Source organism: Rathayibacter sp. Leaf299 (assembly GCF_001423055.1).
GTDB lineage: Bacteria > Actinomycetota > Actinomycetes > Actinomycetales > Microbacteriaceae > Rathayibacter > Rathayibacter caricis.
This window is the reverse complement of sequence record NZ_LMNT01000001.1, coordinates 248,210-267,078: the sequence shown is the minus strand read 5'-3', so window position 1 is coordinate 267,078 and position 18,869 is coordinate 248,210. Positions and strand designations below refer to the sequence as shown.

Sequence of the window (18,869 nt, the reverse complement as noted above, 5' to 3'; positions counted from 1 at the left end):
TCCTCAGGCCCGCTGCCGGAACCAGTCCAGCAGCAGCTGCGCCCGCGACGGCTCGTCCCAGCTGCTCCGGCGCTTCTGCGGGGAGTCGAAGAACGCGTCGTAGCCCGGCGCCCGCCGCAGCTCCGCGTCCTCCGGCGTCGGGAAGCCCATCGACCACTGCGGGAAGCGCCGGCCCTCGATCGACTCGCTCAGCAGCTGGGTGACGTCGGTGTGCCGCGGGTCGGCCGCGATCACGCGGTACCGCTCGAGCACGTCCTCCTCCTCGCCCTCGAGGACCTGCATGAAGCGGCCGTTCTTGAACAGGAGCATCCCGGTCAGACCGGAGCGCGCGTTGTTCTCGCGGCTCTGCCGCAGCAGCTCGGCGAGGTCGGCGTCGCCGAAGGTCTCGGAGGCCGTGCTCACGTAGGTGACGGACAGCATCAGCGCTCTCCTCCTTCTTCCTCGTCCCGGCGGAGGACCAGCAGGGTGACGTCGTCGTCGGGCGGGACCGACTCGATGAGGTCCTGGACCGCGGCGAAGAGCTCGCCGTCGTCGGCGCACGAGCGGACGAGGGCCGCCAGCTCGTCGAGCGCGGCCAGGGTGCCGTCGTACAGGTCCAGCGCCCCGTCGGAGCAGGAGAGCAGCGTGTCGCCCGGGAGGAGCGTCGTCGCGCGCGCCTCCCATCCGACGTCCTCGCCGATGCCGATCGGGAAGTCGAACGACGTCAGCCGCTCGGCGGTGCCGTCGGCGCGGACGATCACGGTCAGCCCGTGGCCCGCGTCGGCGTAGTGCAGCTCGCCGGTCCGCGTGTCGAGGCTGGTGTGGACGAGGGTCGCGAACGTGCCCGTCGCGGACAGATCGGCGAGCAGTTGCTCGTTGACCGCGGTCACGGCCGCGCCGGGCTCCCAGCCGCGTCGGGCCTGGAACGCCGAGCGGACGGCGGAGGCGACGAGAGCAGCGGACACGCCCTTGCCCATGACGTCGGCGAGCGTCGCGTCGACGCGCCCCTCGAGCACATCGACCGAGAAGTAGTCGCCGGCCACCTCGGAGTGGGGCCGCGTGAATCCCGCGAAGGTGTAGCCGTCGACGCGCACCGGCGCGGGCAGCATCTGCCGCTGCGTCCAGCCCGCGTGGTCGGCCGCGCGCTGCTCCACGAGCTCGCGCTCCACCCACCGGCCGAGCTCGTCGAGGAGCTCCTGGTCCTCGCCGCTGAGGTCGCGCGGCGCCGTGTCGACCAGGCAGATGGTGCCCACCCGCGCGCCGTCGGCCACGCTGAGCGGGCGGCCGGCGTAGAAGCGCACGTGCGGCGGACCGGTGACCGTGCCTCGCTCCGAGAACCGCGGGTCCTCGAGCGCGTCCTGCACGACGACGATGTCGGGCTGCTGCACGACGACGTCGCAGAAGGAGTCGGCCCGCGGAGTGAAGTGGGACCCTCCCGGCCGCTGCGGCGACTTGGTGAACTGGTGCTGCTGGTCGATGAAGTTGATCTCGGCGATCGGCACGCCGAACAGCTCTTTGGCCATCCGCGTGACCCGGTCGAACCGCTCCTCCGGACCGGTGCCCACGATGTGCAGGTCGTCGAGTGCCGCGAGCCGGATCCGCTCCCGAGCCACCGACCGATCGATCGGCGCATTCTGCGTCACGTGACAGCACCTCTCCCCGAACTGCACCTCCGGCCCGAGCGAGCCGCTCGCGCTCCTCCCGGAGGGGAGCACTCGAGGGAACTCTGGCAGACGACACGTGTTTGATCGACGCGATCAGCCAGTACGCCCCTCAGACGGGGGTGGCACGAAACGTCACGCGCGCTCCGTCAGTCGTCCGTCGGACGCCGCCGCTGCCGCTTCGTCGCCGACCGCTGCTGCTTCGCCGCCAGGTGGCGCCGAGCCGATCCGCGGGTCGGCCGGGTCGGGCGCCGCGGAGCCGCCGGGGGCGCCAGCGCCGCGCTCACCAGCCCGCGCAGCGACTCGAGCGCCGCCTCGCGGTTCCGCAGCTGCGACCGCTGCTCCGACACCGTCACGGTCACGGTCCCCGCGACCAGCCGCCGCTCCAGCCGTTCCAGGAGGCGCGCCCGCTGCTCCTCGTCGAGCACCGCCGATCCCGCCACGTCCCAGGTCAGCTGCACGCGGCTGTCGGACGTGTTCACGTGCTGCCCGCCCGGCCCGGACGACCGCGAGAAGCGCCACTGCAGCTCCGACGCCGGGATCGTCAGGCCGCGCCCGATCTCGAGATCCATCGCGGCCTCCCCCTCGTCCGGCGGTCGCTCCCGCACACGGCGGCCCGGCACGCTCGACGGCGGCGACTCCCTCCGCTCACGCTATACGGCGGTCACGGCGGAGCGGAGTGGGGCCGGGGCGACCCTCCAGACGCCCCGGCCCGAGGAGCGGACGCGGACGCCCGCTCCCGTTCAGCCCGGGACGCGACGGTCCCGGTGGTCTGCGCTCACGCCGGAACCGGCGCGAGGTCCCTCCTGGGCGCGACGGCCGGGAACGACGGCGCCTGGCCGCCGGCCAGGGTCTCGAGGACCCGCACGACCTGGCAGCTGTAGCCGAACTCGTTGTCGTACCAGACGTAGAGCACGACCCCGTCTTCGGTCGCGATCGTCGCGAGGCCGTCGACGACTCCCGCGTGGCGGGAGCCGAGGATGTCGGTGGACACGATCTCGGGCGACTCGAGGTAGTCGATCTGCCGGCGCAGCGGCGAGTCCAGGGAGGCGCGGCGCAGGTGCGCGTTGATCGCGTCCCTCGTGATCGGCCGCTCCGTGCGCAGGTTCAGGATCGCGAGCGACACGTCGGGCGTGGGCACCCGGATCGAGCTGCCGGTGAGCCGTCCCTCCATCTCGGGCAGGGCCTTCGCGACGGCGGTCGCCGCTCCGGTCTCGGTGATCACCATGTTGAGCGCCGCCGAGCGGCCGCGGCGATCGCCGGCGTGGAAGTTGTCGATCAGGTTCTGGTCGTTGGTGAACGAGTGCACCGTCTCGACGTGCCCGCTGCGCACCCCGACCAGGTCGTGCACCGCCTTCAGGATCGGCGTGATCGCGTTCGTCGTGCACGACGCGGCCGACACGATCCGGTCGTCGGCGCTGATCGCGTCGTGGTTGATGCCGTGCACGATGTTCTTCAGCGCGCCCTTGCCCGGCGCGGTCAGCAGCACCTGCCGGGCACCGGGCGATTCGAGGTGCCGGGCCAGGCCCGCCTCGTCGCGCCAGCGGCCCGTGTTGTCCACGACGATCGCGTCCTCGATCCCGTGGGCGCGGTAGTCGATGCTCGCGGGGTCGTCGGAGTAGAGGAACTTCAGGAGCGTCCCGTTCGCGAGGATCGTGTCGTTCTCCTCGTCCACCGTGATCGTGCCCGCGAACGGCCCGTGCACCGAGTCGCGCCGGAGCAGGCTCGCGCGCTTGCGCAGATCGTCGGCCGAGCCGCGGCGCACGACCACGGCGCGCAGCCGCAGGGTCGAGCTCTGCCCGCCCCGCTCGATCAGGAGTCGCGCCACGAGGCGCCCGATCCGCCCGAACCCGTAGAGGACCACGTCCCGCGGCCCCTGCCCGCCCGCGACCCGCGGCACCCCGCCCACGACCTCGGCGAGCTGCTCCCGGAGGAACTCCTCCAGCAACTCGGACCCCTCCCGCGTGCGGAACAGGAACGCCAGCTGCGCGACGTCGATCGACGCCGCACCCAGCTCGAGCCGCGTCAGGACCCGCAGGATCGGCAGGGTCTCGGCCAGCGACAGCTCCGACTCGTCCAGGTGGCGGGCGAAGCGGTGCGCCTTCAGCAGCTCGATCGTCGACCGGTTGATCAGGCTCGTCCCGTGCAGCGACGTCACCACCCGGCGGCGGCGGTAGAGATCGCCGATCAGCGGGATCATCGTCTCGGCGAGCGCCTGACGGTCCTCCCACGTCGCGGCCTGCAGCTGGTGATCGGTCAGGTTCACTCGGGGCTCCTGGAGGGTCTCGCGGTCGCCGGAGGGTGCGGCGTCCCGGTGGTGTCGATGGGCCGCCGCGGAGTTCTGCTCCACGGCCGGCCGCCGGTTCCCGCTCCGCTCGGCAGGGGCGTCAGCGTCGTCGCGAGTCCTCGTCGAGCAGCGGATCGGGTCGCTTCGAGCCTGGCGCAGAGGCGCGGGCAGGTGCCGGCCGGAGCCACCGCAAGAACCGTGCTTTTTACGCTTCCGTCAAACCTCGGACCGCACCGACCTTCACGGCGGCCCTCAGCACTGCAGCACCACGGCCCCGTAGTGGGTGCCCGCGCCGGTCCCGACGAGCAGCACCGACTCCCCCTCCTGCACCCGCGCGCGGTGCAGCGCCAGCGGGATCGCCGAGCCGATCGTGTTGCCGACCTCGGCCAGCGTGACGACCATCCGCTCGCGCCCCCACAGCCGCGCCATGCCCTCGAGGCCCGCCTTGCTGGTCTGGTGCGGCACCACGCGGTCGATGCCCGGCAGCCCGGAGCCGAGCCCCGGCCGCACCGTCTCGAGGAACGCGGGGAAGTGCCGCAGCGCCTCGATCAGCAGGCGGGTGCCGTCCATGTCGAAGCGGAAGTCGGCGAGGCGCTCGGAAGCCTCCTCGATCCGGATGCGGGTCCCGAACCCGCGGATCTCGGCGTGCATAACCCCGCTCGTGCGCGTCGTGAACCTCGACGTCGTGATGCCCTGCCCCGGAGTCGTCGCCCGGCCCACGACGACGGCCGCGGCCGCGTCGCCGATCAGCAGCGCGCTCTCGGGCTGGCCGACGTCGATGCCGCGGCTGCCGCCCTCAGTCGACACGATGAGCACCCGCTCGGCGCGGTGCGTCGCGAGGAGGAACCCCGCCTCCTGCAGCGCGAAGAGGAACGAGAGGCAGGTGGCGTGGAGGCTGTAGGCCGAGACGTCGGCGAGGCCCAGTCCGGCGGCGAGCAGCGCCCCGCCGTCGGGGATCGCCTGCAGGTGCGTGCCCGAGGCGTTGAGCACGACGTCGATGTCGCCGGGCTCGAGCTCGGCGGCGGCGAGCGCCCGCCGCGCGGCCAGCAGGCCCAGCTCCAGCGGATCCTCGTCGTCCGCGAGCCAGTGCCGGGTCACGACGCCCGTGCGGCGGATCGCCTCGTCCGCGTCGATGCCGCAGAGGGCGGCCACCTCGGCCGTCGGGACGAGGCGCTGCGGCAGGGCCTCGCCCGTGCCGAGGATGCGGACGGGGAGCACATCGGACACGGTCGCGTCCCTCCTGCGCCGACCTGCCGGAGGGACGCCGCTCCCCCTGTATAGCGGGGATATGCACTCTGCGCTCTCCCGCGAGCGCCCTCCCCTGCTGGTCGAGCAGCCCCGCAGGCGCGTCTCGGGACCCACCACCCCCGGACACGGGGATCTCGATACGCCGCTGCGCGGCTGCTCGATCAGCAAGGACGGCGCCGGCCGTCTTGAGCGGCCGCCCTCCCCTCTGCTGGTCGAGTAGCGCCGCAGGCGCGTATCGAGACCCACGTCCACCAGAAGCCCTCCCCGTCCCGCTCCGCCCACGAGGCCGCCCCCTCCCCTCGCTAGGGTGGTCCCGGCGGAGCGCGAGGGGGTCCGGGTGAGCTTCTGGGTCGTCGTGCCGCTCTTCAACGAGGAGAAGCTGCTCCGCGGTACCCTCGATGCCCTCGCGGCGCAGTCCGATCAGGACTTCACCCTCCTGCTCGTCGACAACGGCAGCACCGACGGCTCGCGCGCGGTGATCGACGCGTTCGCCGCCGAGCGCCCTGAGCGGCCGGTCCTCACGATCGGCGAGGCGCAGAAGGGCACGGGAGCCGCCTCCGACACCGGTTTCCGGTACGCGATCGCGCACGGGGCTGCCGTGGTCGCCCGCACCGACGCCGACTCGCTGCCGGACGCGCGCTGGGTGGAGCTGCTGAAGGCCGACTTCTGCGCCGGCTTCCGCTTCGTCGGCGGCCGCGTCACTCCGCGCACCGACGAGCCCGAGTACCGCTGGTACGACGGAGTGATCGGCGCCGGTCTCATCCGGATCCTCGAGCGTGCGCCGGGCATCGTCTACCGCCGCCCGGGCCAGCGCTACCGGATGTTCATGATCGCCGGCCTGAACCTCGCCATCGACGCCGCGCTGTACCTCGAGGTCGGCGGCTTCCCGCGCTCGAGCATCGACGACACCGACGAGGACCTGGAGCTGCACCTCAAGGTCTGCCGGGTGATCCCGGGCACGCAGGCGCGGCTGAACCGCCGCGCGATCGTCCGCTGCTCCATCCGCAAGGGCAAGGCGCTGGGCTACCTGGGGATCCTGCTCTGGTACTGGGGCCGCAAGAAGGGGCTGGAGGTCGTCGATGTCCGCTGATCCGTCGGTGTCCGCCGGCCCCCGAGCGCCCCGCCGCGTCCTCGTCACCGGCGCCACGGGCTTCCTCGGCGGCCACGCCGTGCGCGAGTTCCTCGCCGAGGGCGACGAGGTGATCGCCGCCGGCCGCAACCTCCCGGCCCTCGAGCGCCTCGCCGCCGACGGCGCCGAGACGATCGCCGCCGATTTGGCCGACCTCGCCACCCTGCCCGTGCGCGCCGACGTGCTCGTCCACTCCGCCGCCCTGTCGAGCCCGTGGGGCCGGTGGAGCGAGTTCCGCGAGGCGAACGTCGACGGCACGGAGGCGATGATCGGCCTCGCCGAGCGCGTCGGCATCCCGCGCATCGTCTTCGTGTCCTCGCCCAGTATCTACTCCGCCCGCCGCCACCAGCACCTGGTGCGGGAGGACGAGTTCGATCCTGCGAGCCGGATGAGCCTCTACATCCGCAGCAAGATCGAGGCGGAGCGCCTTCTGCAGCGGGCGCTCGCCGAGGGACGGATCCGCGAGCTCGTGATCCTGCGCCCCCGCGGCCTCATCGGAGTCGGCGATCCGAGCCTGATCCCCCGCTTCGTGGCCGCGAACCGGCGCCGCGGCATCCCGCTCTTCGACGGCGGGCGCAACGTCGTCGACGTGACCTGCGTCGAGAACGCCGCCCGCGCACTGGTCCTCGCCGCCGGCACCGAGCACGCGGACGGCAGCGTCTACAACATCACCAACGGCGAGCCGACCCCGTTCGGCGAGCTCCTCCGCGCCTTCTTCGCCGCGATGGGCGAGGAGCCGCGCTTCCTCACCGTCGACCTGCGCCTCCTGACCGCGCTCGCCGAGGTCCTCGAGCGGGTCTACGCCCGGCTGCCCGGCGGGGCCGAGCCGCCCTTCACCCGCTACACCGTCGCGACCCTCGCCTACGCGCAGACCCTCGACATCTCGCGCGCCCGCGCCGAGCTGGGCTACGAGCCGGTCGTGCCGCTCGCCGAGGGCATCCGCCGCGTCGGCGAGCACTACCGGGCCGCGTCCCGTGCCTGAGCGCGAGCCCGCCCTGCGCGTCTTCGCGTGCGGAGACACCACCTTCCCGCTCTCGCGCGTGTTCCGCGGCGAGGGCCTCCCCCGCCGCACCTTCCCCTCCGCGGTCTTCCTCTACACGCACCCCAGCGGCCGCCGCGTGCTCGTCGACACCGGCTACCCGCCGTCCTTCGCGGGCACCGGCCCCATCGGCGCCCTCTACCGGCGGATCCTGCCGGCGCGCGTCACTCCGGCCGAGACCGTCGACGCCCGGCTGCGCTCCGAGGGCCTCGAGCCCGGCGACATCGAGTTCGTCGTCCTCACGCACCTCCACCCCGATCACGTGGGCGGCCTCCGGCACTTCCCCGACGCGACCCTCGTGCTCTCGCGCGGCCAGCTGCAGAGGATCGAGCGGAGCCGCGTCACCGACGGCGTCTTCACGGGCCTCATCTCGCCGTGGTTCGCCGACTCGGACCGCCTCGTCGTCGACGAGCAGCCGGTGAGCACGGTCGCCGGGGTGAGCGGCTTCGACCTCTTCGGCGACGGCCGCTGCGTCGTCACTCCGCTGCCCGGGCACGCCCTCGGCCACCTGGGCGTCCTCGTGGAAGGCCGGTTCCTGATCGCCGGCGACGCCGCCTGGGGCCGCGAGTTCCTGGAGTGGTCCGACCGCCTGCGCCCGCTCCCCCGCCTCATCAGCGACGACCCGGCGGCGCACCACCGCACCTCCGAGCAGCTGCTGCGCCTCGAGGCCTCCGGCATCACCCTCTGCTTCAGCCACGACGCGTACCCGTCCCGGGTGCTCCTCGACTGAGCGCCGCGGCGGTCGGGAACAGGTGAAGCCGCCGTGCCCTCAAGGGCTACGACGGCTTCCGGAACCCTGCTCAGCTCGCGCTGCGGGATTATGCGTCCAGTGTACGGAGCCGGGGCGATCCCTGTGGCTCGCCTGATCGGTTCGGATCGACAGACGCTGCAGGAACAAGGCTGAGCGCGCGGAACCGGATGAATCCGCCAGAATCGTGGCTGCCGACCTTAGTTCTGTTGGTGCAGCGGCTCGCAACCGAGGGTGGGAGCTCGTCAAGCGCCCGGGGGGATCGAAACCGCCGTCTCCTCCTCGGTTGCGAACGCCTTCAGCGGCGCTCCGTCGCGGTCGAGGAACCGAGGGTCGGCACTCCTCCTCGAGGAGGGATCGCCGTGCGCGACCCTCAGCCCGGGAAGTCCTCCGGCCAGCCGCGCTCGGCGAGCGAGCGGCGCACCCGCTCGACGTCCTCGTCCGACGGCAGCTCCGAGGTGACGCGGGCGATCGCCGCGGCGACGTCGATCCGGCTCGCGGGCAGGGCGCCCTCGGCGGCGAGGCGGGTGCCCACCTCCGTCACCTCGTCGTCGGTGAGGCGGCGGCGCAGCAGCGCGACCAGCGGGATGAAGTCCTGCTCCGGCAGTCCCGCCGGGTAGCCCGCGCGCAGCCAGCGGACGATCCGCGTGACGAGCCCGGCCTGCGGCGCGTCCTCCTCCGGGATCCCGAGCGGCCAGCCCGCGCTCGCGAGGCGGACGGAGACGCGCACGAGATCCTCGGGCAGGGCCGGACCCAGCAGGAGCTCCTCGATGCGGTGCCGCAGCTGCGCGCGGTCGAGGGGCACGCCGTCCGCGTCGGCCCGCGCGGCGTCGAGCACCAGCCGCTCGACCACCTGCTCGACCTCGTCCGCGGTGAGACTGCGCCGGAGGATGCCCAGCAGCGGCACGTAGTCCTGCTCGGGCACTCCCGTCGGGTAGCCGGCGCGCAGCCAGCCGACGACGCGGGCGACCGGCCCCGACACGGTCTGCTCACCCACGCTCAGCCCTTCGGGACGAAAACGGGCACGCCGTGCGAGAAGTCGACCTCCTGGCCGAAGCCGGTCGCGAGGATGACGCTCAGCCCCACGACCACCGCGAGCACCACGATCGCGAAGCAGGCGACTCCGATCGCGCGCAGCAGCGGGACGGGTAGGCGCGGCTGCTCCCCGGCCGCGCCACCGGCGACCGCGAACGAGCGCACGCCGAGGGCGAAGAGGACGGGGAGCCCGGCCCCGAGGAGGACGGCGACCACGGCCACCTGACCGGCGGCCTCGAAGAACAGTGCGAGCACGGTGCGACTCCTCAGGCGTTCGTGGGCTGGGGCGAGCGGCGGGCGTCCTGCCACTCGTCGTTGACGTTGTGCGAGCCGATCGCGTCGCGGCGCGAGCGGAGGTAGATGAGGACCGCGACCGCGACGAGGACCGCCGCCATCAGCAGTCCGCCGAGCGCCCCTCCCGCGAGGTGCCCGATCCACCACATGACCGCGCCGACGAGCCCTGCGGCGGGCAGCGTGATCACCCACGCGATCACCATCCGCAGCGCCACGCGCCAGCGCACCTGGGCGCCGGGGCGGCCGACGCCGGAGCCGAGGATCGAGCCGGTCGCGACGTGGGTGGTCGAGAGGGCGAAGCCGAGGTGGCTGGAGGCGAGGATCACCGCGGCCGACGAGCTCTCGGCCGCCATGCCCTGAGGCGTGTCGATCTCGACGAGGCCCTTGCCGACGGTGCGGATGATGCGCCAGCCGCCGAGGTAGGTGCCGAGCGAGATGGCGAGGGCGCAGCTGAGCTTGACCCAGAACGGCACCGACTCGGTGTCGCTCCAGCCGCCGGCCGCGATCAGCGCCAGCGTGATCACTCCCATCGTCTTCTGCGCGTCGTTGGTGCCGTGTGCGAGCGAGACGAGGGAGGCGCTGCCGATCTGGCCGATCCGGAAGCCGTGGTCCAGGCCCTTCGAGGCCAGGTTCCCGACGACCTTGAAGACCAGCCAGGTGCCGATCGCCGCGACCGCTCCGGCGAGCACGGGCGACATCAGCGCCGGCAGGATCACCTTGCCGACCACTCCGTCGAGCTTGGAGCCGTCGCCCGCCCAGTTGACGCCGTCGACGCCGAGTCCGGCGAGCGTCGATCCGATCAGCCCGCCGAAGAGGGCGTGCGACGAGCTCGAGGGCAGGCCGAGCAGCCAGGTCAGCAGGTTCCAGATGATGCCGCCGATGAGTCCCGCGAGCACGATCAGCAGTAGAGCGGATCCGCCGCTCTCGAGCAGCGCCGGGTCGGGTGCGCCGGACGAGTCCTGGATCCGGACGACCGCGTTCGTGACGGTCAGCGCCACCTCGATGCTGAGGAAGGCGCCCACGAGGTTGAGCGACGCGGAGAGGGCGACGGCGACCTTCGGCTTCAGCGCACCGGTCGCGATGGACGTGGCCATCGCGTTCGCGGTGTCGTGGAAGCCGTTGGTGAAGTCGAAGGCGAGGGCGGTGACGACGACCAGGACGAGCAGAACGAGGGGATCCACGCAGGAATCATGCGCTTGCTGACGGGCCCTGTGGCGGGGTCCCCGGATGTATTTACCGGCTATTCACTTTCACCGGGCGGGCGGGCTGCAGGACCTCGGTCGGGAGTGCTCCTCGCGCACGATCGTGGCTGACGAGCACTCCCAGCCGAGGGTGCGCTCTCAGTGACCCGAGGGCAGCGGCGGAGTGAGATCCGGGGTGTGCTCCGGGTCGGAGTCGACGACGGGCTCGTCCTCGTGCGGCACGCTCGGCAGCGGCGGAGTGAGGTCGGGGGTCGTGTCGGGATCGACGACCGGCGCCGCGTGCTTCGGCTCGCTCGGCTGCGCTCCCCGCTCGGCGGCGGCCGCCTTCTTCGCGGCCTTCTCCTGCTGGCGGCGCAGCTTCTCGGTCTGCTCCGACAGCTTGCGCGCCTTCTTGCGCAGCTTCTTGCTCGAGTCGCGCACGGCCTCGTGCGCCGCGCGGACCGACTTCTCGGCCTTCTTCAGAGCCTTCTTCGCCCGCTTCTGAGCCGCCTTGTCGTTCCCGGTGGTCTGCGCCATGGTGTCGTCCTCCGCTCGTCGGGCCCGATCGGCCGTGATCCTCCTAAAGTACCGAGCCGGGCCCGTGCGGCGCCTGGGCGATCCGCGGAGTGGCGGCGCTGGCGGCCGGGCGCGGGTCGGCGTAGAACTGCCGCATGAGCGATCGGATCTCCCCCCGCACCTTCCGCGCGACGCCCGGCACCGAGGGCTGGCGCGTCGTCGGCGACGGCGCCCGCGTTTGGTTCCCCACCGGCTCCTTCGCCCGCGGAGCCGCGCTGGTCGCCGCCGTCGCCGCTCTCGCCGACGAGGCCGACCACCATCCGGACGTCGATCTGCGATTCGGCGGCGTCGGGGTGCGCCTGACCAGCCACGACGTGGGCGACGTCAGCCGCCGCGACGCGGAGCTGGCCGGCCGGATCTCCTCCGCGGCGCAGGAGCTCGGGCTGGTCGCCGACCCGTCGGCCGTGCAGAGCCTGCAGATCGCGATCGATGCGGTCGACGTCGACGCCGTGCGGGCCTTCTGGGCCGCCGTGCTGGGCTACTCGCCCCGGGAGGACGCGGATGCGGCGGATCCCCGCGGCCTCGCCCCGAACGTCTGGGTCCAGCGCATCGACGAGACGCGCTCCGAGCGCAACACCGTGCACCTCGACCTGTACGTCCCGCGCGAGGCGGTCGAGTCGAGGATCGCCGCCGCCCTCGCCGCGGGCGGAAGGGTGGCCGACGACGACCACGCTCCGGACTGGTGGACGCTCGCCGACCCGGAGGGCAACGAGGTCGATCTCGCACCCTGGCGCGACGACAGCCCGTGGGGCGAGTGAGCGCGGGTCCGCCTCGTGCGTCTGGGAGTCCGGTTCGAAAGCCGCCTGCCCCGCAGCACCGCCGGGCAGGCTGAGGTCATGGCTTTTCAACCGAACCCCACGGGCTTCTTCGGGAAGGCCGCTCAGCGGCGGCCGATGCGCGGCCCGAGGCGCGACCGCTGGATGTGGTGGCGCCTGGGCACCGGAGTCGCGGTCGTCGTCGGCGGGGTCGTCGCACTCCTGGCCTTCACAGCGGGCTAGGCGCGACCGTGGAGAGAGTCACGGGGATCGGCGGCCTCTTCTTCGCCGCCCGCGATCCCGCGGCACTCGGGCGCTGGTACGCCGAGAACCTCGGCGTCGACGAGCCGCCGACCTCCTACGGATCCTCGTCGTGGCGGCAGGAGGCCGGAGCGACCGTCCTCGCGCCGATGCCGGTCGGCTCGAAGCACCTCGGCCCGACCGGCTGGGCCGTGAACTTGCGCGTGCGGAGTCTCGACGCGATGGTCGAGCAGCTGAGGAGCTCCGGGACGACGGTCGTGGTCGACCCCGAGCACTACCCGAACGGGCGGTTCGCCGATCTGCACGACCCCGAGGGCAACCGGATCCAGCTCTGGGAGCCGGCGGGCGCCGACGACTGACACCACATACGACGGCCGGAAACACGAGCCCGCACGAGGGGGCTTGACTGCTGACCCCGGACGGTGAGCGGTCTCCCAGGTGCGTTCCGGAGCATCCCGGGTACCCTGGAGGGTCGTACGGCGCGGACAACCCCTCCGCGCCCGACGGTTCCCCGCCCCAGCCGCGCGCATCTCCGCGCGGCGCACGACCCGGAAACTCTGACTGCATGCACCACTCCGATCTCGCCCCGACCCCCTCCCCCCGGGGAGTCGAGCAGACCGACAGCTCCACCGCCCTCCCGACCCGGAGGCAGCTGCGCGCCCAGCAGGAGGCGCAGCGCACCGCGTCGCGTCGCGCGTCGCGTCGTCCGACCCGGCCCCGCGCCTCCGCTCTGGCGGCCATGTCGTTCGTCGTCGGCATCGCGGTCACCACGACGATGCCCGCGTTCGCCACGCCGGGCGCCCCCGACTCCGAGCTCGCTCACGACACGGCGACCGCCGTCGCGGCCGCCCGCCCGCAGAGCTTCGTCGCCGCCGGTGCCGTGCAGCACACCGTCACCCGCGACGCCTTCGCCGCCGAGGCGAAGCCCGAGGTCCTCGTTCCCACCGCGTCCCTCGAGGCCATCACGGCCGGAGCGGGCGAGTCGACCGCCGCGGCGAACGGCGCCTCCGGCACCTGGGTCCTCCCCGTCTCGGGCCGCATCAGCAGCAGCTACGGCCCGCGTCCCGACGCGCCCGTGTCGGGCGTCAACCTGTTCCACAAGGGCACCGACCTCGCCGCGGCCTGCGGCACGCCGGTCGTCGCGGCCTCCGGCGGCGTCGTCGAGGAGTCCCGCTACTTCGGCACCTACGGCAACTGGGTCCTGATCGACAACGGCGGCGGGATCGAGACCGGCTACGCCCACAACAGCGAGCTGCTCGTCGGCGTCGGCGACGTGGTCGAGGCGGGCGACGTGGTCGCGCTGCTCGGATCCACCGGCGCCTCCTCCGGCTGCCACCTGCACTTCGAGACGCGCGTCGACGGCGAGGCGGTCGACGCCGTGCCGTTCATGAGCGCGCTGGGCGTGCCGCTGGGCTGACCCGCGTCACTCCCCGGACGCGCTTCAGCCCGGGGCCGAACGCGCTTCAGCCCGGAGCCGGCACCGTCCGCGGTCCGGTCGACACGGTCCCCGACCAGCGGGCGTCCGCCGGCACGGTCGTGACCACGATGCGGGCGTCCTGGTCGACGGAGATCTGCATGCTCGCGCCGTTGCCCTCGTTGGGGTCGCCGCGCGTGATGCCCTCGTTGTAGAGGCACTTCGAGCCGCTGGTCATCAGGCCCTCGATCTCGACCGTCACCTCGGCGTCCGCGGTGTCGCAGGCGACGGCCAGCCGTATCGAGAGCGGCTCACCCACCAGGCGGACCGTCTGCGGCTCCGGTGCCCCGATCTCGTCGGTCCAGGTGACCGCCGCGGTCTGACCCTCCGGCAGATCCAACGGCCCGATCGGAGTCGGGGTCGGTGTCGGTGTCGACGTGGCCGTCGCGGTCGGCGTCGCCGCCTCCTCCTCGGCCGGTGCCGTGCAGCCCGCCAGCGCGAGCACCGCGAGCACCGTCGCGGCCCCTGTCGCGGTCGTCCTTCTCATCACCATCGCGGCTCCCCCTGTCCGTCTCGGTCCTTCCGGTCTACCCGAGGTCGGCATCCGGCGGGACGGTCTCTGCGGCCCTTGCCAGGGTCCGCCGGCGCGGCGCTGCGCCCCGGCACGGAGGCGGCACCCAGAAAACCGAGCAACACTTGGGAGCGAGTCGAAGGGCGTCCGTGAACGAGCACGGAGCCGGACTCGCCGGCCCGCCGACCCCTTCGCTCCACGAGCAGGAGGTCACCATGTCCACCACCCAGCGCTTCGCCGACCGCGTCGTCCTCATCACCGGAGGAGGGTCCGGACTCGGCCGCGCCAGCGCCGTCCGCCTCGCCGAGGAGGGAGCGAAGCTCGCCCTCGTCGACATCTCCGAGCACGGTCTCGCCGCGACCGTCGAGGCCGTGACCGCGGCCGTTCCCGGCGCCGAGACCCTCACCGTGACCGCCGACGTGTCGAAGGAGGAGGACGTCGACGCCTACGTCGCCGCGACCCTCGAGCGCTTCGGCCGGATCGACGGCTTCTTCAACAACGCCGGCATCGAGGGGAAGCAGAACCTCACCGAGGACTTCACCGCGGCCGAGTTCGACAAGGTCGTCGCGATCAACCTGCGGGGTGTGTTCCTCGGCCTCGAGAAGGTCCTCAAGGTGATGCGCGAGCAGGGCTCCGGCATGGTCGTGAACACGGCGTCCGTCGGCGGGATCACCGGCATCGGCAACCAGTCCGGCTACGCGGCCGCCAAGCACGGAGTCGTCGGCCTGACCCGCAACTCCGGCGTCGAGTACGGCCGCTACGGCATCCGTATCAACGCGATCGCGCCCGGTGCGATCTGGACGCCCATGGTCGAGAACTCGATGAAGCAGCTCGACCCCGAGAACCCGCGGAAGGCCGCGGAGGAGTTCATCCAGGTCAACCCGACGAAGCGCTACGGAGAGGCGGCCGAGATCGCCTCCGTCGTCGCGTTCCTGCTCTCGGACGACGCCGCGTACGTCAACGCCGTCGTCCTCCCGATCGACGGCGGCCAGTCCATCCAGTACTGAGCCCCGCGTCGGACGGACGGGACGCGCCGCCACGGCGGCCGATCCCGTCCGTCCCTCCGCCTCCGCGGGGGAACCCCGGCCGCCGGCGCGACCGGAGGAGAATGAGCGCATGAATCCCACCGGGAGCTTCCGCGCCGCGCGCGACGTCCTGCTCGAGCACCGCACCGACGTGGCGGCCGCCACCGAGGCCTTCCACTGGCCGGATGTCGGCCCCCGTTTCAACTGGGCCGTCGACTGGTTCGACGCGATCGCGATCGGCAACGAGCGCCCCGCACTGTGGATCGTCGAGGAGGACGGCTCGGAGCAGAAGGTCTCGTTCGACGAGATGCGCTGGCGGTCGGACGAGGTCGCCACCTGGCTGCACTCGGTCGGCGTGGAGCAGGGCGACCACGTCATGCTCATGCTCGGCAACCGGGTCGAACTGTGGGAGTCGATGCTCGCGATCATGAAGCTCGGCGCGGTGATCCTGCCGACGACGACGCTCCTCTCGCCCGCCGATCTGGCCGACCGGCTCGAGCGCGGCGAGGTGGCGCACGTCATCGCCGACGCCTCCGAGACCGCCAAGTTCGACGACGTCGAGGGCGACTTCGGCCGCATCGCCGTCGGTGGCGCCGTGGACGGCTGGCTCGACTACTCCGACTCCGCGGAGCCCTTCGGCATCAGCCCGACGGTCAGCGTCGAGAGCACGGATCCGTGCCTGATCTACTTCACGTCGGGCACGACCTCGAAGCCCAAGATGGTCGTCCACACCCACGAGTCGTACCCCGTGGGCCACCTCAGCACGATGTACTGGCTGGGCGTGCAGCCGGGCGACGTGCACTCGGCGATCAGCTCGCCCGGCTGGGGCAAGCACGCATGGAGCTGCTTCTTCGCCCCGTGGAACGCCGAGGCCACCGTCTTCGTCTACAACTACAGCCGCTTCTCGCCGTCCGCGATGCTCGAGCAGCTCGACCGGGCGGAGGTCACCACCTTCTGCGCGCCGCCCACCGTCTGGCGGATGCTGATCCAGTCCGAGCTCGGCGCGAAGCCCCGCGCGCTGACGCAGATCCTCTCGGCGGGCGAGCCGCTGAACCCCGAGGTGATCGGCACGGTCGAGCGCGAGTGGGGTCTGGGGATCCGCGACGGCTACGGCCAGACCGAGACCACGGCCATCATCGCGAACCCTCCCGGTTCCGAGATCGTGCCCGGAGCGATGGGCCGCCCGCTGCCCGGAGTGGCGATCGCGCTGATCGACCCGCTCACGGGCGAGCGCTCCTCCACCGGCGAGATCTGCCTCGACCTCTCCACCGAGCCGGTGAACCTGATGTCGGGCTACCACGGCGACGACGAGCGCACCGCCCGCGCCCGCGCCGACGGCCTCTTCCACACCGGCGACGTCGCGGTGCGCGCGGTCGACGGCACCATCACCTTCGTCGGACGCACCGACGACATCTTCAAGTCCTCCGACTTCAAGATCTCGCCCTTCGAGGTCGAGAGCGTGCTGCTGCAGCACCCGGCGGTCGCCGAGTCGGCGGTGGTGCCCGCACCCGACGCGGTGCGGCAGAGCATCGTGAAGGCGTACGTCGCGCTGGCCGAGGGCTGGGAGCCGACGGCCGAGACCGCGGCGGCGATCTTCGCGCACACCCGGGACGTGCTCTCGTCGTTCGAGCGCGTGCGCCGGATCGAGTTCGCCGAGCTCCCCAAGACGATCTCGGGCAAGATCCGCCGCGTCGAGCTGCGCCAGCGCGAGCAGGAGGCCTTCGACCGGGGCGAGGAGATCACCACGGAGTGGCGGAGCGACCGCGTCCCGTCCGCGGCGACCGAGCCGGAGCGGCGCATCGAGACCCGCTGACTCCGAGCGAGGGGGGATCTCGATACGGCCGCTGCGCGGCCTACTCGATCAGCAGCGTCGCCGTGCTGGTCGAGTAGCCGCGCAGCGGCGTCTCGAGACCCCGGATCGGGACAGCAGGACGGCCCTCCGCGTCCTGTTCGGCGCGGGCCGACGGCACGGGAGCGGAGGCGCGGCTCGCTCCCGTCCGGAACCACGCGGCGAGAGCAGGGGTGCCGCGCCACCGGCGGAAGTCGCGGTCGAGGGACGGGACTCCGCGGTAGCCGGAGGCGCGGGCGATCTCCTCCAGCGCACCGAGGCGGTGGGGAGTGCTCGCCATGAGGACGGATGCGAGCTCCATCCGGCACCGGGCCAGGTGCTCGTCGATCGAGAACCCGTAGGAGTGCCGGAACCGCAGGCGCAGCGTCAGCACCGGCACGCGGAGCTCCTCGGCCAGGCGGGCGGGGGTGAAGCGCGGATCGAGGAAGCGCTCGGTGACGAGCGCCGCGGTCGCGACGGCGAGCACGTCGGGTCGGTGGGGTGCGCGGGATCGGAAGGGACGGGAGGCGGGAGTCAGGCGACGAGGGAAGGGCATGGTGAGGAGACTCGCCCGCTGCCGATCTATGACGCGGTGGCGCACGATGATCTCACCGTGGCGTGCCGGAAGGGATCAGCCCGTCTCACCACCGTGCGCGGGCACGGGCCCGCGACGAGATCCGATCGAGCTCGGCCGTCGAGCGGAAGCCCGCCGCCTCGACGGCCCGCACCCGAGCCGACTCCCCCGAGCCGGAGTCGGCGAGCAGCACGTCCTCGGCGACGGTGAGGCGGATCCGCTCGACGCGGCGACGGATCGAGACCCCGTGATGCAGTCGGTGGACGACCCGCACGCGGATCTCGGAGACGCCGAGGACCCGCGCGACGGCGCCGGCGTCGAGCTCGGGCACCGCATGGAACTGCCGCAGGGCGTGGTCGACGCGATCGCCGAGTCCGGTCGGACGGCCGGGCTCCTCCGCCCTGGACCGCCGGGCTCGCGGGCTCGCGGCGCGCAGGATCTCCGTCATCATCGTCGATCACCTCTGGTTCGGTTCGGGGCGGACGCCGACGGATCGGCGGTGCGGGCTCGTCATCGCCGGAGAGGCGGGAGCGAGCGGGCGCGCGTCCGAGCGCAGCGCGCTGGAGCGAGCGGGGTCATCTGATTATGGGTGCGCCGCGCCCGACGCGACCGGCCTGGCACACGGTCCGGGGCGAATGGCGCGAGCCGTCGCGGATCCCGCCGGTCGCGCCCAGGACGCCCGTCTTCGCGACGAGTCCGGGCGGGGAGAGGAGCGCACCGTCGATCATCGTCGTGCCGCCGCCCGACCCGCCCCGAAGGAGAACGATGCCCCCCTGCCCGCCCGCGGCGCTCGCGAGGAACCCGCTCGCTCCGCCCGACGGACCGGTTCCCCGCCTGGAGCTCGACGTGACCGTGTCGCACCTCCCGCTCACCGCGGCAAAGGGGCTCCGGAGCGACGCGCTCGTCCTCGTGTTCTGGATCAGCGTCCGCAACGGCACGCGGGCGAGCCTCCACGACCTCCACCTGCTGCAGGACCGATTCTCGGACGGGTCGGCCGACGATCTCGAGTACGACACCGCCCCGTCGACCCTCGTGGGCTGCGCCGAGCGGATCGCTCCCGGCGCAGGATTCGTCACGGCGGCCCGCTACACCGTCCGTCCGCTCGCGACACCGCGGACCATCGTGAACTCGCTCGACGTCCGGGGAACGGACGCCGACGGTGCTCCGATCAGCGGCCACGGGCAGGTGCACGTCGCGGTCCGCCCCGACCGGACTCCGTCCGTGCTGTACCCCTTAGTGAGGTAGCGCGCAACGACGAGGGTGA

The 18,869-nt window shown here is 72.8% G+C and carries 22 protein-coding genes; 10 read left to right on the top strand and 12 right to left on the bottom strand.

Annotated elements, in window-relative coordinates; all coding sequences use genetic code 11:
• Positions 1-3: 3 nt before the first annotated feature.
• From ASF48_RS01265 to ASF48_RS01245, 5 genes are all read right to left on the bottom strand, one after another.
• On the bottom strand, positions 4-420 hold the full coding sequence (locus ASF48_RS01265; protein ID WP_055785181.1) for a BLUF domain-containing protein: 417 nt from the start codon (positions 418-420) through the stop codon (positions 4-6).
• Positions 420-1,622, bottom strand: coding sequence for a PP2C family protein-serine/threonine phosphatase (locus tag ASF48_RS01260; protein ID WP_055785178.1), 1,203 nt, complete (start codon positions 1,620-1,622; stop codon positions 420-422). Before ASF48_RS01260 ends, ASF48_RS01265 begins: the two co-directional genes overlap by 1 nt.
• 167 nt (positions 1,623-1,789) lie before the next feature.
• The gene (arfB, locus tag ASF48_RS01255; protein WP_055785175.1) at positions 1,790-2,212 is read right to left on the bottom strand and encodes an alternative ribosome rescue aminoacyl-tRNA hydrolase ArfB; all 423 of its coding nucleotides are present in this window, start codon (positions 2,210-2,212) and stop codon (positions 1,790-1,792) included.
• 206 nt (positions 2,213-2,418) lie between these two features.
• The gene (locus tag ASF48_RS01250; RefSeq protein WP_268788493.1) at positions 2,419-3,906 is read right to left on the bottom strand and encodes a glyceraldehyde-3-phosphate dehydrogenase; all 1,488 of its coding nucleotides are present in this window, start codon (positions 3,904-3,906) and stop codon (positions 2,419-2,421) included.
• A gap of 273 nt (positions 3,907-4,179) precedes the next feature.
• On the bottom strand, positions 4,180-5,154 hold the full coding sequence (locus ASF48_RS01245) for a 3-oxoacyl-[acyl-carrier-protein] synthase III C-terminal domain-containing protein (protein ID WP_055785172.1): 975 nt from the start codon (positions 5,152-5,154) through the stop codon (positions 4,180-4,182).
• Between the two features lie 358 nt (positions 5,155-5,512).
• Between ASF48_RS01245 and ASF48_RS01240 the strand changes: the two genes are divergently transcribed.
• Genes ASF48_RS01240 through ASF48_RS01230 form a run of 3 tightly spaced genes read left to right on the top strand, consistent with a single transcriptional unit; the run spans position 5,513 to position 8,073 of the window.
• Positions 5,513-6,265, top strand: coding sequence for a glycosyltransferase family 2 protein (locus ASF48_RS01240; protein WP_162238012.1), 753 nt, complete (start codon positions 5,513-5,515; stop codon positions 6,263-6,265).
• Complete coding sequence (locus ASF48_RS01235) at positions 6,255-7,286, top strand: NAD-dependent epimerase/dehydratase family protein (RefSeq protein ID WP_055785166.1); 1,032 nt, start codon at positions 6,255-6,257, stop codon at positions 7,284-7,286. The genes ASF48_RS01240 and ASF48_RS01235 overlap by 11 nt, the downstream gene beginning before the upstream one ends.
• Positions 7,279-8,073, top strand: coding sequence for an MBL fold metallo-hydrolase (locus ASF48_RS01230; protein ID WP_055785163.1), 795 nt, complete (start codon positions 7,279-7,281; stop codon positions 8,071-8,073). Before ASF48_RS01235 ends, ASF48_RS01230 begins: the two co-directional genes overlap by 8 nt.
• Positions 8,074-8,464: 391 nt before the next feature.
• On the opposite strand, the gene ASF48_RS01225 is transcribed toward ASF48_RS01230, so the two are convergent.
• From ASF48_RS01225 to ASF48_RS01210, 4 genes are all read right to left on the bottom strand, one after another.
• On the bottom strand, positions 8,465-9,088 hold the full coding sequence (locus ASF48_RS01225; RefSeq protein ID WP_082480900.1) for a DUF3349 domain-containing protein: 624 nt from the start codon (positions 9,086-9,088) through the stop codon (positions 8,465-8,467).
• A 2-nt stretch (positions 9,089-9,090) separates the two neighbouring features.
• Positions 9,091-9,381, bottom strand: a complete 291-nt coding sequence (locus ASF48_RS01220) for a hypothetical protein (protein ID WP_055785159.1) — start codon at positions 9,379-9,381, stop codon at positions 9,091-9,093.
• A gap of 11 nt (positions 9,382-9,392) precedes the next feature.
• Positions 9,393-10,601: an inorganic phosphate transporter gene (locus tag ASF48_RS01215; protein ID WP_055785155.1), complete on the bottom strand. Its 1,209-nt coding sequence runs from the start codon at positions 10,599-10,601 to the stop codon at positions 9,393-9,395.
• Positions 10,602-10,760: 159 nt separating this feature from the next.
• Positions 10,761-11,138: a hypothetical protein gene (locus ASF48_RS01210; protein ID WP_055785152.1), complete on the bottom strand. Its 378-nt coding sequence runs from the start codon at positions 11,136-11,138 to the stop codon at positions 10,761-10,763.
• 134 nt (positions 11,139-11,272) lie between these two features.
• On the opposite strand from ASF48_RS01210, the gene ASF48_RS01205 reads away from it, so the two are divergent.
• From ASF48_RS01205 to ASF48_RS01195, 4 genes are all read left to right on the top strand, one after another.
• Complete coding sequence (locus ASF48_RS01205) at positions 11,273-11,935, top strand: VOC family protein (protein WP_055785149.1); 663 nt, start codon at positions 11,273-11,275, stop codon at positions 11,933-11,935.
• Between the two features lie 78 nt (positions 11,936-12,013).
• The gene (locus tag ASF48_RS19185) at positions 12,014-12,175 is read left to right on the top strand and encodes a hypothetical protein (protein WP_157602110.1); all 162 of its coding nucleotides are present in this window, start codon (positions 12,014-12,016) and stop codon (positions 12,173-12,175) included.
• A gap of 8 nt (positions 12,176-12,183) precedes the next feature.
• Positions 12,184-12,552, top strand: coding sequence for a VOC family protein (locus ASF48_RS01200; protein ID WP_055785146.1), 369 nt, complete (start codon positions 12,184-12,186; stop codon positions 12,550-12,552).
• Between the two features lie 206 nt (positions 12,553-12,758).
• Complete coding sequence (locus ASF48_RS01195; protein ID WP_055785143.1) at positions 12,759-13,610, top strand: M23 family metallopeptidase; 852 nt, start codon at positions 12,759-12,761, stop codon at positions 13,608-13,610.
• Between the two features lie 46 nt (positions 13,611-13,656).
• Here ASF48_RS01195 and ASF48_RS01190 read toward each other — a convergent pair whose 3' ends face one another.
• Positions 13,657-14,160, bottom strand: coding sequence for a hypothetical protein (locus ASF48_RS01190; RefSeq protein ID WP_157603006.1), 504 nt, complete (start codon positions 14,158-14,160; stop codon positions 13,657-13,659).
• A gap of 233 nt (positions 14,161-14,393) precedes the next feature.
• Between ASF48_RS01190 and ASF48_RS01185 the strand changes: the two genes are divergently transcribed.
• Positions 14,394-15,185, top strand: coding sequence for a glucose 1-dehydrogenase (locus tag ASF48_RS01185; protein ID WP_055788710.1), 792 nt, complete (start codon positions 14,394-14,396; stop codon positions 15,183-15,185).
• 109 nt (positions 15,186-15,294) lie between these two features.
• A complete protein-coding gene (locus tag ASF48_RS01180) occupies positions 15,295-17,016 on the top strand; it encodes an AMP-binding protein (RefSeq protein WP_055785137.1) in 1,722 nt (573 codons plus the stop codon).
• A 40-nt stretch (positions 17,017-17,056) separates the two neighbouring features.
• On the opposite strand, the gene ASF48_RS01175 is transcribed toward ASF48_RS01180, so the two are convergent.
• On the bottom strand, positions 17,057-17,518 hold the full coding sequence (locus ASF48_RS01175) for a helix-turn-helix domain-containing protein (RefSeq protein WP_055785134.1): 462 nt from the start codon (positions 17,516-17,518) through the stop codon (positions 17,057-17,059).
• Between the two features lie 154 nt (positions 17,519-17,672).
• Entirely contained in the window at positions 17,673-18,056 is a 384-nt protein-coding gene (locus ASF48_RS01170) for a hypothetical protein (RefSeq protein WP_157603005.1), read from the bottom strand.
• Between the two features lie 314 nt (positions 18,057-18,370).
• On the opposite strand from ASF48_RS01170, the gene ASF48_RS01165 reads away from it, so the two are divergent.
• The gene (locus tag ASF48_RS01165; protein WP_055785128.1) at positions 18,371-18,850 is read left to right on the top strand and encodes a hypothetical protein; all 480 of its coding nucleotides are present in this window, start codon (positions 18,371-18,373) and stop codon (positions 18,848-18,850) included.
• Positions 18,851-18,869 lie beyond the last annotated feature (19 nt).

What these genes read in the sequence shown, in the direction of transcription:
- ASF48_RS01265 (WP_055785181.1), bottom strand. Translation starts at nt 420, where the DNA reads ATGCTGTCCGTCACCTACGTGAGCACGGCCTCCGAGACCTTCGGCGAC.
- arfB (WP_055785175.1), bottom strand. Translation starts at nt 2,212, where the DNA reads ATGGATCTCGAGATCGGGCGCGGCCTGACGATCCCGGCGTCGGAGCTG.
- ASF48_RS01235 (WP_055785166.1), top strand. Translation starts at nt 6,255, where the DNA reads ATGTCCGCTGATCCGTCGGTGTCCGCCGGCCCCCGAGCGCCCCGCCGC.
- ASF48_RS01210 (WP_055785152.1), bottom strand. Translation starts at nt 11,138, where the DNA reads ATGGCGCAGACCACCGGGAACGACAAGGCGGCTCAGAAGCGGGCGAAG.
- ASF48_RS01205 (WP_055785149.1), top strand. Translation starts at nt 11,273, where the DNA reads ATGAGCGATCGGATCTCCCCCCGCACCTTCCGCGCGACGCCCGGCACC.
- ASF48_RS19185 (WP_157602110.1), top strand. Translation starts at nt 12,014, where the DNA reads ATGGCTTTTCAACCGAACCCCACGGGCTTCTTCGGGAAGGCCGCTCAG.
- ASF48_RS01195 (WP_055785143.1), top strand. Translation starts at nt 12,759, where the DNA reads ATGCACCACTCCGATCTCGCCCCGACCCCCTCCCCCCGGGGAGTCGAG.
- ASF48_RS01190 (WP_157603006.1), bottom strand. Translation starts at nt 14,160, where the DNA reads ATGGTGATGAGAAGGACGACCGCGACAGGGGCCGCGACGGTGCTCGCG.
- ASF48_RS01185 (WP_055788710.1), top strand. Translation starts at nt 14,394, where the DNA reads ATGTCCACCACCCAGCGCTTCGCCGACCGCGTCGTCCTCATCACCGGA.
- ASF48_RS01180 (WP_055785137.1), top strand. Translation starts at nt 15,295, where the DNA reads ATGAATCCCACCGGGAGCTTCCGCGCCGCGCGCGACGTCCTGCTCGAG.
- ASF48_RS01170 (WP_157603005.1), bottom strand. Translation starts at nt 18,056, where the DNA reads ATGATGACGGAGATCCTGCGCGCCGCGAGCCCGCGAGCCCGGCGGTCC.
- ASF48_RS01165 (WP_055785128.1), top strand. Translation starts at nt 18,371, where the DNA reads ATGCCCCCCTGCCCGCCCGCGGCGCTCGCGAGGAACCCGCTCGCTCCG.